Below are 14305 nucleotides of genomic sequence, written 5' to 3'. Positions count from 1 at the left end.
CCACCCTCGTCCGAACGGCCGCTCATGAGCGGCCGTTCGGACGAGGGTGGGGCGGGGGACCGGGACGCGGCGCTCAGACCGCGGCGGCCGGCTGCGCGAACACGGGCCGAGCGGGCGTGCCGGCCGACACGGTCAGCACTTCGTAGCCGGTTTCGGTGACGAGCACCGTATGCTCCCACTGCGCGGAAAGGCTGCGATCGCGCGTCTTGACCGTCCACTGGTCGGGCATCGTCCGGATGTCGCGCTTGCCCGCGTTGATCATCGGCTCGATCGTGAAGATCATCCCCGGCTTCAGCTCGATGCCGGTGCCCGGCCGGCCGTAATGGACGACCTGCGGCTCCTCGTGGAACACCGTGCCGATGCCGTGCCCGCAGTATTCGCGCACGACGCTGTAGCCCTGCGCTTCCGCGTGCTTCTGGATCGCATGGCCGATGTCGCCGAGATGCGCGCCGGGCTTGACCTGGTCGATGCCGAGCCACATGCACTCGTAGGTGGTCTGCACGAGGCGCTTCGCGAGGATCGAGCCCTCGCCGACGATGAACATCCGGCTCGTGTCGCCGAAATAGCCGTTCTTGATCACGGTGATGTCGATGTTCAGCGCGTCGCCGTTCTTGAGCACCTTCTCGCCGGGAATGCCGTGGCAGATCACGTCGTTGACCGAGATGCAGGTGGCCTTCGGGTACGGCGGATAGCCGGGCGGCTGATAGTTCAGCGGCGCGGGGATCGTGCCTTGCTCGTTGACCATGTATTCGTGGCAGAGGCGGTCGAGTTCGGCGGTCGTGATCCCTGCGACGACGTGCGGCGTGATGAAATCGAGCACTTCGCTCGCCAGACGGCAGGCGATGCGCATCTGGGCGATGTCGTGTTCGTTTTTGAGCGTAATAGCCATCGAGGTGAGCCTGGAATGCGGTGAATTGACGGATTATCGCACCTTATGGCGGCCGTCGCAGCCCCTTGCGGCCGCGCCGATGCGGGTTTTCGCCGATTGTCCGGCCGCGCGCCGCACGGCAGGCGGAAGTGGTGCGCGACTTGAGAGCCGACAAATCGGCGTGCTATACTCTCTGGCTAAGTCGACATCCAAATGCCGGATTTCCCGATCGCCGGGAAGCGGCATCGCGGTGGAAGGCTTGCGGCACGCGCAGTTCGCACGTGCCGAATCGCAAGCCGGCGCAACCAGGGTGCCGGCCGCGCGGAGCAGGCGACCTTTCGGGGCGCGTTCGCGCGGCGGGTACGGCAGCCGGCTTAAGACCCAACCCTCGTGGAGAATTTACATGGCAGTCACGATGCGCCAAATGCTGGAAGCGGGTGTCCACTTCGGTCACCAGACGCGCTTCTGGAACCCGAAGATGGCTCCGTTCATTTTCGGTCACCGCAACAAGATTCACATCATCAACCTCGAAAAGACGCTGCCGATGTACAACGACGCACTGAAGTACGTGCGTCAGCTGGCAGCGAACCGCGGCACGATCCTGTTCGTCGGCACGAAGCGCCAGTCGCGCGACACGATCGCGCAGGAAGCGCAGCGTGCGGGCATGCCGTTCGTGAACGCACGCTGGCTCGGCGGCATGCTGACCAACTTCAAGACGCTGAAGGTATCGATCAAGCGCCTGAAGGACATGGAAGCGGCAGTCGAGGCGGGCGAGCTCGAGAAGATGAGCAAGAAGGAAGCGCTGCTGTTCGAACGTGAAATCGCCAAGCTGCAGAAGTCGATCGGCGGCGTGAAGGACATGGGCGGCATTCCGGACGCGATCTTCGTCGTCGACGTCGGCTACCACAAGATCGCCGTCACCGAAGCGAACAAGCTCGGCGTGCCGGTCATCGCCGTGGTCGACACGAACCACTCGCCGGAAGGTGTGGACTACGTGATCCCGGGCAACGACGACTCGAGCAAGGCAGTTGCGCTGTACGCGCAAGGCGTGGCCGACGCGATCCTCGAAGGCCGTGCGAACGCGGTCAACGAAGTGGTCCAGGCGGTGCGCGGCGACGACGAATACGTCGAGGAGAACGCGTAACCGGCCCCGAGCCGGCGCAAAAAGGGGGCTCTCAACAGGCCCCCTTTTTTTAAGCTTGTGCGCCGGACCTGATCGCGCCGTCGCGGCGCGGGTCCGGAAACGAATCTCGGCCGTTCGCGTCCAAGCGGGCGGCGTTGTGAATACAGACTCAAGGAGCGAATGATGGCGGCAATTACCGCAAGCATGGTGGCAGAACTGCGCGCAAAGACCGACGCACCGATGATGGAGTGCAAGAAGGCGCTGACCGAAGCCGACGGCGACATGGCCAAGGCTGAAGAGCTGCTGCGCGTGAAGCTCGGCAACAAGGCGAGCAAGGCGGCATCGCGCGTGACGGCCGAAGGCGTCGTCGCATCGTTCGTCGGCGGCAATGCCGGCGCGCTCGTCGAGCTGAACTGCGAAACCGACTTCGTCGCGAAGAACGACGATTTCAACGCGTTCGCGAAGCAAGTCGCGGAACTCGTCGCGACGAAGAACCCGGCCGACGTCGCTGCGCTGTCGGCGCTGCCGCTCGACGGCAAGACGGTCGACGAAGTGCGCCTCGCGCTCGTCGGCAAGATCGGCGAAAACATCTCGATCCGCCGCTTCGTCCGTTTCGAGACGGCGAACAAGCTGGCGACCTACCTGCACGGCAGCCGCATCGGCGTGATGGTCGAGTACACGGGCGCGGACGAGCAGGTCGGCAAGGACGTCGCGATGCACGTCGCGGCGATGAAGCCGGTTTCGCTGTCGGCCGACGAAGTCCCGGCGGACCTGATCGAGAAGGAGCGTCGCGTCGCCGAGCAGAAGGCGGCCGAATCGGGCAAGCCGGCCGAGATCGTCGCGAAGATGGTCGACGGCAGCGTCCAGAAGTTCCTGAAGGAAGTGTCGCTGCTGAACCAGCCGTTCGTGAAGAACGACAAGCAGACGATCGAGCAGATGCTGAAGGCCGCGAATGCCGCAGTGCAGAAGTTCGCGCTGTTCGTCGTCGGCGAAGGCATCGAAAAGCGCCAGGACGATTTCGCCGCCGAAGTGGCCGCGCAAGTCGCAGCAGCAAAGCAGCAGTAAGCCATTGCAGTATCCGCGGCGGGCGTCCGTTCCGCCGCGGCCGGCGGCGCTGCCGGCGGCCGGGAAGCCCGGTCCGGCCGGCGGCGCTTGCCCGAATCAGTATTTCGCCCCTACAGTTCGTGGTTGTCATCCTCTCGTCGCTCGGAAGCCCCTATGTCCAATGCCTATAAACGCGTCCTCCTCAAACTCTCCGGCGAAGCGCTGATGGGCGACGATGCCTTCGGCATCAATCGCGCGACGATCGAACGGATGGTGGCCGATATCGCCGAAGTCGTGCGTCTGGGCACGCAGCTCGCGGTCGTGATCGGCGGCGGTAACATTTTCCGCGGTGTCGCGGGCGGCGCGGCGGGCATGGACCGCGCGACGGCCGACTACATGGGGATGCTCGCGACGATGATGAACGCGCTGGCGCTGCAGGATGCGATGCGTCACGCAGGCATCGAGGCGCGCGTGCAGTCCGCACTGCGCATGGACCAGGTCGTCGAGCCGTACATCCGGCCGCGCGCGATCCGCCAGCTCGAGGAAGGCCGCGTCGTGATCTTCGCGGCCGGCACCGGCAACCCGTTCTTCACGACGGACACCGCCGCCGCGCTGCGCGGCTCGGAAGTGGGCGCCGAGGTCGTGCTGAAGGCGACCAAGGTCGATGGCGTATATTCTGCCGATCCGAAGAAGGATCCGTCGGCCACGCGCTATACGACGATCAGCTTCGACGAGGCGATCAGCCGCAACCTGCAGGTGATGGACGCGACCGCGTTTGCGCTGTGCCGCGACCAGAAGCTGCCGATTCGCGTGTTTTCGATCAACAAGCCGGGCGCGCTCAAGCGCATCGTGCTGGGCGAGGACGAGGGTACGCTCGTCCACGTGTAAACTCCCGCGGATGCGGGCAAGCGGCGTGGGCAACCGGCTGCGGCGCGCGCTGCGCGCGCCGGGCGGCCCGCGTTCTTTGAAGGTTTGAAGGTTCGGAGGTTGAAATGAGTGTCGCTGATATCAAGAAGGGCGTCGAGCAGAAGATGCAGCGCTCGATCGAAGCGTTCAAGAACGATCTGGCGAAGATCCGCACGGGCCGCGCGCACACCGGTCTGCTCGATCACGTGCAGGTCGACTACTACGGATCGATGGTGCCGATTTCGCAGGTCGCGAACCTGACGCTCGTCGATGCGCGCACGATCGGCGTGCAGCCGTGGGAAAAGAACATGGTCGCGAAGGTCGAGAAGGCGATCCGCGAAGCCGATCTGGGCCTGAACCCGGCGACGGCCGGCGACCTGATCCGCGTGCCGATGCCGCCGCTGACGGAAGAGCGCCGCCGCGAGCTGACCAAGGTCGTGAAGGGCGAAGGCGAGACCGCGAAGGTCGCGATCCGCAACCTGCGCCGCGACGCGAACGAAGCGCTGAAGAAGCTCGTGAAGGACAAGGAAATCTCGGAAGACGACGAGCGCCGTGCCGGCGACGACGTGCAGAAGCTCACCGACAAGCACGTCGCCGAAATCGACAAGCTCGTGCAGACCAAGGAAGCCGAGATCATGACGGTCTGACGACCGTCGTCGCGCGCCGCCTCCTTCCCGCATCCCTGTCTCAACGGCCATGACCTATACCAGCTCTACCGTTCGCGTGCCTGACGTCGGCGTCGTGCCGCGTCATATCGCGATCATCATGGACGGCAACGGCCGTTGGGCGACCGAACGCCGCTTGCCGCGCGTCGCCGGGCATACGCGCGGCGTCGACGCCGTGCGGGCCGTGGTCGAAGGCTGCGCGCGCGCGGGCGTCGAATATCTGACGCTGTTCGCGTTGAGCTCGGAAAACTGGCGGCGCCCGTCCGACGAAGTGTCGTTCCTCATGCGGCTGTTCATCACCGCGCTCGAGCGCGAGATCGGCAAGCTGCATGCGAACGGCATCCGGCTGCGCGTAGTCGGCGATCTCGAGCGCTTCGAGCCGCGCATCCGCGAACTGATCCGCCGCGCCGAGACCAAGACGGCGCGCAACACGCGCCTCACGCTGACGATCGCCGCGAACTACGGCGGCCGTTGGGACATCCTGCAGGCGACGAAGAAGCTCGTCGAGCAGGCGGCGCGCGAGGGTCGCGAGGTCGAAGTGACCGAAGAGTCCTTTGCGCCGCACCTGGCGATGGCGTACGCGCCGGAGCCCGATCTGTTCATCCGCACGGGCGGCGAGCAGCGCGTCAGCAACTTCCTGCTGTGGCAGCTCGCCTACGCCGAGTTCTATTTCACGAACAAATACTGGCCGGATTTCGACGGCGCGGCGCTCGCCGAAGCGCTCGCGTCGTATACCGAGCGCGAGCGCCGCTTCGGCCGCACCAGCGCGCAGCTCGAGCCGCAGTCGCAGAACGCCGACTCCCTTTCATGCTGAAAACCCGTGTGATCACGGCGATCGCGATGCTGGCAGTGCTGCTGCCGGTGACGCTGTACGCGCCGCTTGCCGCGTTCGGCGCGCTGATCGCCGTCGTGCTGGTGTTCGCCGCGTGGGAATGGGCGCGCCTGCTCAAGCTGCCGGGCGCCGGCCCGGTCGTCTATGCGGTGGTCGCGGCGCTGGCGCTCGCGGCGACCGCGCCGCTCGGCATCGATGCGGCCGCATCCCGTCCCCTTTTTGCCGCCGCCGGCGTGTTCTGGCTGCTGGTGGGCGCGTTCGTGCTGCGCCGCAAGCCCGAGCTCGCCGGCCGCGTATGGCGGCCGTTTCTGCTTGCGGCCGGCCTCGTGATTTTCGCCGCGTGCTGGCATGCGCTCGTCGCGGCGCGCGCGCAGGGCGTGCCGTTCGTGCTGTCGCTGCTGCTCGTGGTGTGGCTCGCCGATATCGGCGCATATTTCGCGGGCAAGGCCTTCGGAAAGCGTAAACTGGCCGTCACGATCAGTCCCGGCAAGAGCTGGGAAGGGGCGGTGGGCGGCTGGCTCGCGGTGATGGTCGTGTCCGGCATCGCGATGGCTGCGCACCGGTTCGAGCCGACCCTGTTTTCCGCGTATGCCATGCACTACGGCATGGCCGGCGCGTGGGCTGCGCTGACGCTGCTGGTCGTGTACAGCGTGATCGGCGACCTGTTCGAATCGCTGCTCAAGCGTCAGGCCGGCGTCAAGGACTCGAGCGGCCTGCTGCCGGGGCACGGCGGCGTGCTCGACCGCGTCGACGCGCTGCTGCCCGTGCTGCCGCTCGCGATGCTGCTGCTTGGTTAAACCATTATTTCTGTTATGCAAAAACGTCTGACACTGCTCGGTTCCACGGGCTCGATCGGAGACAGCACGCTCGACGTCGTCGCGCGCCACCCCGAGCGTTTCTCGGTCTACGCGCTGACCGCGCACCGCAACGGCGACAAGCTCGTCGAACAGTGCCTGCGCTTCGCGCCCGAAGTCGCGGTGGTCGGCGACGCGGCGACCGCCGCGCACGTCGAGGCGCGGCTGCGCGCGGCGGGCAGCCGGACGACCGTGCTGTACGGGCCGCAGGCGCTCGTCGACGTGTCGAAGAGCGACGGCTGCGACACGGTCGTCGCGGCGATCGTCGGCGCGGCCGGTCTCGCGCCGAGCCTCGCGGCCGCGCGCGCCGGCAAGCGGATCCTGCTCGCGAACAAGGAATCGCTGGTGATGTCGGGCGCGATCTTCATGGACGCGGTGCGCGATCACGGCGCGATCCTGCTGCCGGTCGACAGCGAGCACAACGCGATCTTCCAGTGCATGCCGCGCGACGCGGCCGAGCACGGCGGGATCGCGAAGATCATCCTGACCGCGTCGGGCGGCCCGTTCCGCACGCGCGAGCCGGCGACGCTCGTCGACGTGACGCCGGACGAGGCCTGCAAGCACCCGAACTGGGTGATGGGCCGCAAGATTTCCGTCGATTCGGCGACGATGATGAACAAGGGCCTCGAGGTGATCGAGGCGCACTGGATCTTCGGCCTGCCGGGCGACCGGATCGACGTGCTGATCCACCCGCAGAGCGTGATCCATTCGCTCGTGTCGTATCGCGACGGTTCGGTGCTCGCGCAACTGGGCAATCCCGACATGCGCACGCCGATCGCGCATGCGCTCGCGTTTCCGGAGCGCGTCGACGCCGGCGTCGAGCAGCTCGACCTCGCGCAGATCGCGCAGCTGTCGTTCGAGAAGCCCGACTACGCGCGCTTCCCGTGTCTCGCGCTCGCGCTGAAGGCGCTGGCCGAAGGCGGTATCGCGAGCGCCGCGTTGAACGCGGCCAACGAAGTCGCGGTCGAAGCGTTTCTCGAGCGCCGAATCGGCTTCATGGCGATCGCGGCGACGGTCGAAGCGGTGCTCGACGCGCTGCCGAACCGCGCGCCCGACGGGCTCGACGACGTCCTCGCGGCCGATGCCGAAGCGCGCCGCCTCGCCGCCGAGATCATTGCGAAAGCGCCTGCGCGACGCGTGGAGCGCACTGTCTGAATGAGGTGCTCATGAACGTGCTGGTCGAACTGATCGCGTTTGCGGTGGCGATCGGGGTGCTGGTCGTCGTGCATGAGTACGGTCATTACCGCGTCGCGCGCTGGTGCGGCGTGAAGGTACTGCGTTTCTCGATCGGCTTCGGCCAGCCCGTCGCACGCTGGGTCAGCCGCCGCACGGGCACCGAGTGGACGCTGTCCGCGCTGCCGCTCGGCGGCTACGTGAAGATGCTCGACGAGCGCGAGCCGGGGCCCGGCGTGAAGCCGGAAGAGCTCGGCCAGGCGTTCAACCGGCAGTCGGTCGGCAAGCGCATCGCAATCGTCGCGGCCGGTCCCATTGCCAACTTCCTGTTGGCGATCGTCCTGTTCTCCGCGGTTTTCGCCACCGGCGTGACCGAGCCGGCCGCGATCCTCGCGCCGCCGGCCGCGGGTACCGTGGCCGCGCGGGCCGGCTTCGACGGCAACGAGACGATCGTGTCGATGCGCGATGCGCAGGGCGGCGAGTCGGAGCCCGTGCGCTCATGGTCGGACCTGCGCTGGAAGCTGCTGTCGGCCGCGTTCGATCGCCGCGAGGTCGTGCTCGCCGCACGCGACGGCGACGCGACGTTCGATTTCCGCGTCGACCTGCGTCACGTTCCCGAAAGCGAGCTCGACGACGATTTCATGATGCATCTCGGCTTCGAGACCGGCGGCGGCACGTTGTCGGTTGCGTCGGTGCAGCCCGGCAGTGCGGCGCAGCAGGCAGGGCTGAAGGCCGGCGACAAGCTGCTCGCGATCGACGGCGCGCCGATCGGCGGCGCCGCGCGGTTCATCGATGCAGTGAAGCACGATGCGGGCAAGACGGTTGCGCTGCAGATCGAGCGCAACGGCGCCGTGCAGACCGTGTCGATCGTGCCGCAGCCGCAGCGCGACGAGGAAACCGGGCAGCAGATCGGCCGCATCGGCGCGGCGCTGTCGATGCACACGCCGAGCGTCGACGTGCGCTACGGGCCGATTGAAAGCGTGCGGCTCGGCGCGCAGCGCACGTGGGACATCGCCGTGTATTCGCTGCGCATGTTCGGGCGGATGATCGTCGGCGACGCGTCGCTGAAGAACCTGTCGGGCCCGGTGACGATCGCCGACTACGCGGGCAAGAGCGCGCGGCTCGGCCCGTCGGCGTTCCTGTCGTTCCTCGCCCTTGTCAGCATTAGCCTCGGGGTGCTGAACTTGTTGCCGATTCCCGTTTTGGACGGGGGGCATCTGTTATATTATCTGGTTGAAGCCGCGACCGGGAAAGCCGTTTCGGAGCGCTGGCAACTGATTCTACAAAGAGCCGGGCTGATCTGCATCGTCGCACTGTCGGCGATCGCGCTGTTCAACGACCTGGCTCGGTTAATCCATTTCTGAAGCATCAGGCGGCCGCCGCAACGCAGCCGCCTGATTTGATGCAGCTACATATTGGGGATGCATGTTGTTCAAACCTCATCGCTTTGTACCTAAGACAGTTGCAGCGGCCGCGCTCGCCGCGCACGGCTTCGCGGCCCACGCAGCGGCACCGTTCGTGGTGCAAGACATCAAGATCGAGGGGCTGCAGCGCGTCGAACCGGGTTCCGTATTCGCATATCTGCCGATCAAGCAAGGCGACACGTTCACCGACGACAAGGCATCCGAAGCAATCCGCGCGCTCTACGCGACGGGCTTTTTCAACGACGTTCGCATCGCCACGCAGGGCAACGTCGTGATCGTGCAGGTGCAGGAGCGTCCGGCCATCGCGTCGATCGACTTCACCGGCACGAAGGAATTCGACAAGGACAACCTCACCAAGGCGCTGCGCGCAGTCGGTCTCGCCGACGGCCGCTACTACGACAAGGCGCTCGTCGACAAGGCCGAGCAGGAGCTCAAGCGCCAGTATCTGACGCGCGGCTTCTACGCGGCCGAAGTGAAGACGACGGTCACGCCGGTCGACGCGAACCGCGTGTCGATCCTGTTCGCGGTGGCCGAAGGTCCGAGCGCGAAGATCCGCCAGATCAACTTCATCGGCAACAAGGCGTTCAGCACGAGCACGCTGCGCGACGAGATGCAGCTGTCGACGCCGAACTGGTTCTCCTGGTACACGAAGAACGACCTGTACTCGAAGGAAAAGCTCACCGGCGACCTCGAAGCCGTGCGCTCGTACTACCTGAACCGCGGCTATCTCGAGTTCAACATCGAGTCGACGCAGGTGTCGATCTCGCCGGACAAGAAGGACATGTACCTGACGGTCACGCTGCACGAAGGCGAGCCGTACACGGTGTCGGGCATCAAGCTGTCGGGCAACCTGCTCGATCGCGAAGCCGAACTGAACAAGCTGATCAAGATCAAGCCGGGCGATCGTTTCTCGGCCGAGAAGCTGCAGCAGACGACGAAGGCGATCGTCGACAAGCTCGGCGAATACGGCTACGCGTTCGCGACCGTCAACGCGCAACCGGACATCGACCAGGCGAACCACAAGGTGAACCTGAACCTCGTCGTCGATCCGAGCCGCCGCGTGTACGTGCGCCGCATCAACGTGGTCGGCAACACGCGCACGCGCGACGAAGTCGTGCGTCGCGAAATGCGTCAGCTCGAAAGCTCGTGGTTCGACTCGAACCGCCTCGCGCTGTCGAAGGATCGCGTGAACCGTCTCGGCTACTTCACGAACGTCGACGTGACGACCGTGCCGGTCGAAGGCACGAACGACCAGGTCGACGTGAACGTGAAGGTCGACGAAAAGCCGACCGGCGCGATCACGCTCGGCGCCGGTTTCTCGTCGACGGACAAGGTCGTGCTGTCGGCCGGCGTGTCGCAGGACAACGTGTTCGGCTCGGGCACGAGCCTCGCGGTCAACGTGAACACCGCGAAGAGCTACCGTACGCTGACGGTCACGCAGGTCGACCCGTACTTCACGGTCGACGGGATCAAGCGGATCACCGACGTCTACTACCGCACGTACCAGCCGCTCTACTATTCGACGAACTCGAGCTTCCGGATCATCAGCGCCGGCGGCAACCTGAAGTTCGGCATTCCGTTCTCGGAAGTCGATACCGTGTACTTCGGCGCGGGCTTCGAGCAGAACCGCCTCGACATCGATTCGAACACGCCGCAGAGCTACCAGGATTACGTGAACCAGTTCGGCCGCGTGTCGAACACGGTGCCGCTGACGGTCGCGTGGTCGCGCGACGCGCGCGACAGCGCGCTGATCCCGAGCCGCGGCTACTTCACGCAGGCGAACATCGAATACGGCGTGCCGGTCGGCAAGATCCAGTACTACAAGGCCGACTTGCAGGCGCAGTACTACTATTCGTTCTCGCGCGGCTTCATCCTCGGGCTGAACCTGCAGGGCGGCTACGGTAACGGTATCGGCAACCCGTACCCGATCTTCAAGAACTACTACGCGGGCGGTATCGGCTCCGTGCGCGGCTACGAGCCGAGCTCGCTGGGCCCGCGCGACTCGAAGACGAACGACCCGATCGGCGGCTCGAAGATGGTCGTCGGCAACATCGAGCTGACGTTCCCGCTGCCGGGCACCGGCTATGACCGCACGCTGCGCGTGTTCACGTTCCTCGACGGCGGTAACGTGTGGGGCAACGCGCCGGGCGGCACGAGTACCGGCGCGAACGGCCTGCGCTACGGCTACGGTATCGGTCTCGCGTGGATCTCGCCGATCGGCCCGCTGAAGCTGAGCCTCGGCTTCCCGCTGCAGAAACACGAAGGCGACCAGTACCAGAAATTCCAGTTCCAGATTGGGACGGCGTTCTGATCGAACGCATGACAACAGCAACGAGAGGGTAATTTTGCTAACCGGTAAGTTTTCGAAACGAGTGATGTGCGCGTTGACCGTTGCGCTGGCGCTGGGCGCCGCGACGGCGCACGCACAGGACGTCGCCCGCATTGCGGCGGTCAATTCGGATCGGATCCTGCGCGAGTCGGCGCCCGCCAAGGCGGCGCAGACGAAGCTCGAAGCCGAGTTCGCGAAGCGCGACAAGGATCTGCAGGACATGGCGGCACGCCTGAAGTCGATGTCCGACTCGCTCGACAGGAACGGCGCGTCGCTGTCGGCGGCCGATCGCGCGCAGAAGCAGCGCGATCTCGCCCAGCTCGACACCGACTTCCAGCGCAAGCAGCGCGAGTTCCGCGAAGACCTGAACCAGCGTCGCAACGAGGAACTGGCCGCCGTGCTGGACAAGGCGAACAAGGTGATCAAGCAAATCGCCGAACAGCAGAATTACGATCTGATCGTGCAGGAAGCCGTGTACGTCAGCCCGCGCATCGACATCACCGACAAGGTGCTCAAGGCACTCGCGTCCGGCTCGACGAACTGACGGAGCAGACGACGAATGGCATTGACGCTTGAGGAACTCGTAAAGCGGTTCGGCGGCGAGATCGCCGGCGACGCGCAATGCAAGGTCGCCGGCCTCGCGCCGCTCGACCAGGCCGGCCCCGGGCAGCTCGCGTTTCTCGCGAATCCGAAATACCTGTCGCAGGTCGAGACGACCGGCGCCGGCGCGGTGCTGATCGCGCCGAAGGATCTGGAAAAGCTGGGCGCGGCCGCAAGCGGCCGCAATTTCATTGTGACGCCGAATCCGTACGCGTATTTCGCGCGCGTCGCGCAGATGTTCATCGATCTCGCCGCGCCGCCGCGCGCGGCCGGCGTGCATCCGAGCGCGACGATCGATCCGGCCGCGCGCGTCGCCGACAGCGCAGTGATCGGCCCGCACGTGACGATCGAGGCGGGCGCCGTGATCGAAGATGGCGTGCAGCTCGACGCGAACGTGTTCGTCGGCCGCGGCACGACGATCGGCGCAGGCTCGCATCTGTACCCGAACGTCGCCGTCTATCACGGCTGCAAGATCGGTCCGCGTGCGATCGTGCACGCGGGCGCGGTGATCGGCTCCGACGGCTTCGGCTTCGCGCCGGACTTCGTCGGCGAAGGCGAGGCGCGCACCGGCACCTGGGTCAAGATTCCGCAGGTCGGCGGCGTGTCGATCGGCCCGGACGTCGAGATCGGCGCGAACACGACGATCGATCGCGGCGCGATGGCGGACACCGTCATCGAGGAATGCGTGAAGATCGACAACCAGGTCCAGATCGGCCACAACTGCCGGATCGGCGCGTATACGGTGATCGCAGGCTGCGCGGGCATCGCGGGCAGCACGACGATCGGGCGCCACTGCATGATCGGCGGCGCGGTCGGGATTGCCGGCCACGTGACGCTCGGCGACTACGTGATCGTCACCGCGAAATCGGGCGTGTCGAAATCGCTGCCGAAGGCCGGCATCTATACGAGCGCATTCCCGGCCGTCGATCACGGCGAATGGAACCGCAGCGCGGCGCTCGTGCGCAACCTCGACAAACTGCGCGATCGCATCAAGGCGCTCGAAACCGCGCTCGCCGCGCAGCGCGGCGACACGGACGCCTGACGCGCGATGCGACCGATGAACCGGGCACGGCCAGCGCATCCGGCCCGGTTCGCCAGACAGGGCCGCGTCGCGGCCCGTTTCAGCTTTTGCTTCACCACCGCGCAGCCTCTGCGTGAGACGAACCATCATGAGCACTGAAAAAATCAATCTCGACATCCACAAGATCCTCACGCTGCTGCCGCATCGCTATCCGATTCTGCTCGTCGACCGCGTGCTCGAACTCGAACCGCACAAAGGCATCAAAGCGCTGAAGAACGTGTCGATCAACGAGCCGTTCTTCCAGGGCCATTTCCCGAAGCGGCCGGTGATGCCGGGCGTGCTGATCCTCGAGGCGCTCGCGCAGGCCGCCGCACTGCTGACGTTCTCCGAAGAGCAGCCGAAGGATCCGGAGAACACGCTGTACTACTTCGTCGGCATCGACGGCGCGCGTTTCAAGCGTGTCGTCGAACCGGGCGACCAGCTGATCCTGAACGTGACGTTCGAACGCTACATCCGCGGGATCTGGAAGTTCAAGGCAGTGGCCGAAGTGGACGGTAAGGTTGCGGCGGAAGCCGAGCTGATGTGCACGGTCAAGACGGCCGACGCGGCGCCCTGAGCGGCGCGGTACGCATCCGCAACGTAACGCGACACATCATTTCGAGAGGCAACGGCGCATGACCAGGATTCATCCCACCGCGATCGTCGAACCGGGCGCGCAGATCGACGAGTCGGTCGAAATCGGCCCGTACGCGATCATCGGCCCGCACGTCACGATCGGCGCGCGCACGACGATCGGTTCGCACAGCGTGATCGAAGGTCACACGACGATCGGCGAGGACAACCGCATCGGCCATTACGCATCGGTCGGCGGCCGTCCGCAGGACATGAAGTACAAGGACGAGCCGACGAAGCTCGTGATCGGCAACCGCAACACGATCCGCGAATTCACGACGATCCACACGGGCACCGTGCAGGATGCCGGCGTGACGACGCTCGGCGACGACAACTGGATCATGGCCTACGTGCATATCGGCCATGACTGCCGCGTCGGCAACCACGTGATCCTGTCGAGCAACGCGCAGATGGCGGGCCACGTCGAAATCGGCGACTGGGCGATCATCGGCGGCATGTCGGGCGTGCACCAGTTCGTGCGCATCGGCGCGCACGCGATGCTCGGCGGCGCGTCGGCGCTCGTCCAGGACGTGCCGCCGTTCGTGATCGCGGCCGGCAACAAGGCCGAGCCGCACGGCATCAACGTCGAAGGGCTGCGCCGGCGCGGTTTCTCGCCGGACGCGATTTCGGCGCTGCGCAGTGCGTACCGGCTGTTGTACAAGAACGGCCTGTCGCTCGAAGAGGCGAAGACGCAGCTGCGCGAGCTCGCGCAGGCGGGCGGCGACGGCGATGCACCGGTCAATGCGCTCGTCGCGTTCATCGACGCGTCGCAACGCGGCATCATCCGCTAAGCG

General features: G+C 65.9%; 14 protein-coding genes. 13 read left to right on the top strand and 1 reads right to left on the bottom strand.

Annotation, left to right across the window (positions count from 1 at the left end; translation table 11 throughout):
• Positions 1-73: 73 nt before the first annotated feature.
• A complete protein-coding gene (gene map / locus ACSHSS_RS19930) occupies positions 74-889 on the bottom strand; it encodes a type I methionyl aminopeptidase (RefSeq protein WP_006402644.1) in 816 nt (271 codons plus the stop codon).
• A 382-nt stretch (positions 890-1271) separates the two neighbouring features.
• Here map and rpsB point away from each other — a divergent pair, with 382 nt between their 5' ends.
• The 13 genes from rpsB to lpxA all read left to right on the top strand — a co-directional run bounded on the left by rpsB (position 1272) and on the right by lpxA (position 14302).
• The gene (gene rpsB / locus ACSHSS_RS19925; RefSeq protein WP_006402646.1) at positions 1272-2012 is read left to right on the top strand and encodes a 30S ribosomal protein S2; all 741 of its coding nucleotides are present in this window, start codon (positions 1272-1274) and stop codon (positions 2010-2012) included.
• Between the two features lie 162 nt (positions 2013-2174).
• On the top strand, positions 2175-3056 hold the full coding sequence (gene tsf / locus ACSHSS_RS19920; protein ID WP_006402647.1) for a translation elongation factor Ts: 882 nt from the start codon (positions 2175-2177) through the stop codon (positions 3054-3056).
• A gap of 153 nt (positions 3057-3209) precedes the next feature.
• Entirely contained in the window at positions 3210-3923 is a 714-nt protein-coding gene (gene pyrH, locus ACSHSS_RS19915) for a UMP kinase (RefSeq protein WP_006402648.1), read from the top strand.
• A 104-nt stretch (positions 3924-4027) separates the two neighbouring features.
• The gene (frr, locus tag ACSHSS_RS19910; protein WP_006402649.1) at positions 4028-4588 is read left to right on the top strand and encodes a ribosome recycling factor; all 561 of its coding nucleotides are present in this window, start codon (positions 4028-4030) and stop codon (positions 4586-4588) included.
• Between the two features lie 49 nt (positions 4589-4637).
• A complete protein-coding gene (uppS, locus tag ACSHSS_RS19905; RefSeq protein ID WP_445545437.1) occupies positions 4638-5420 on the top strand; it encodes a polyprenyl diphosphate synthase in 783 nt (260 codons plus the stop codon).
• Entirely contained in the window at positions 5414-6235 is an 822-nt protein-coding gene (locus ACSHSS_RS19900) for a phosphatidate cytidylyltransferase (protein ID WP_445545436.1), read from the top strand. Before uppS ends, ACSHSS_RS19900 begins: the two co-directional genes overlap by 7 nt.
• A gap of 15 nt (positions 6236-6250) precedes the next feature.
• Positions 6251-7447, top strand: coding sequence for a 1-deoxy-D-xylulose-5-phosphate reductoisomerase (locus ACSHSS_RS19895; RefSeq protein ID WP_006407705.1), 1197 nt, complete (start codon positions 6251-6253; stop codon positions 7445-7447).
• An 11-nt stretch (positions 7448-7458) separates the two neighbouring features.
• Positions 7459-8829 carry an RIP metalloprotease RseP gene (rseP, locus tag ACSHSS_RS19890; RefSeq protein WP_059783387.1) on the top strand — a complete coding sequence of 457 codons (1371 nt, stop codon included), beginning with the start codon at positions 7459-7461 and terminating at the stop codon, positions 8827-8829.
• A gap of 61 nt (positions 8830-8890) precedes the next feature.
• A complete protein-coding gene (bamA, locus tag ACSHSS_RS19885; protein WP_006402654.1) occupies positions 8891-11200 on the top strand; it encodes an outer membrane protein assembly factor BamA in 2310 nt (769 codons plus the stop codon).
• A gap of 64 nt (positions 11201-11264) precedes the next feature.
• A complete protein-coding gene (locus ACSHSS_RS19880; RefSeq protein ID WP_006402655.1) occupies positions 11265-11762 on the top strand; it encodes an OmpH family outer membrane protein in 498 nt (165 codons plus the stop codon).
• 15 nt (positions 11763-11777) lie between these two features.
• Positions 11778-12860, top strand: a complete 1083-nt coding sequence (gene lpxD, locus ACSHSS_RS19875; RefSeq protein ID WP_059783389.1) for a UDP-3-O-(3-hydroxymyristoyl)glucosamine N-acyltransferase — start codon at positions 11778-11780, stop codon at positions 12858-12860.
• Positions 12861-12987: 127 nt separating this feature from the next.
• Positions 12988-13455 (top strand): 3-hydroxyacyl-ACP dehydratase FabZ, encoded by a 468-nt coding sequence (gene fabZ, locus ACSHSS_RS19870; protein WP_006402657.1) that lies wholly within the window; start codon positions 12988-12990, stop codon positions 13453-13455.
• Between the two features lie 58 nt (positions 13456-13513).
• The gene (lpxA, locus tag ACSHSS_RS19865) at positions 13514-14302 is read left to right on the top strand and encodes an acyl-ACP--UDP-N-acetylglucosamine O-acyltransferase (protein ID WP_006402658.1); all 789 of its coding nucleotides are present in this window, start codon (positions 13514-13516) and stop codon (positions 14300-14302) included.
• Positions 14303-14305 lie beyond the last annotated feature (3 nt).

This window comes from Burkholderia sp. BC1 (genome assembly GCF_052683555.1).
The sequence above is the reverse complement of the archived record's forward strand: the minus strand, read 5'-3'. Positions and strand labels throughout refer to the sequence as shown.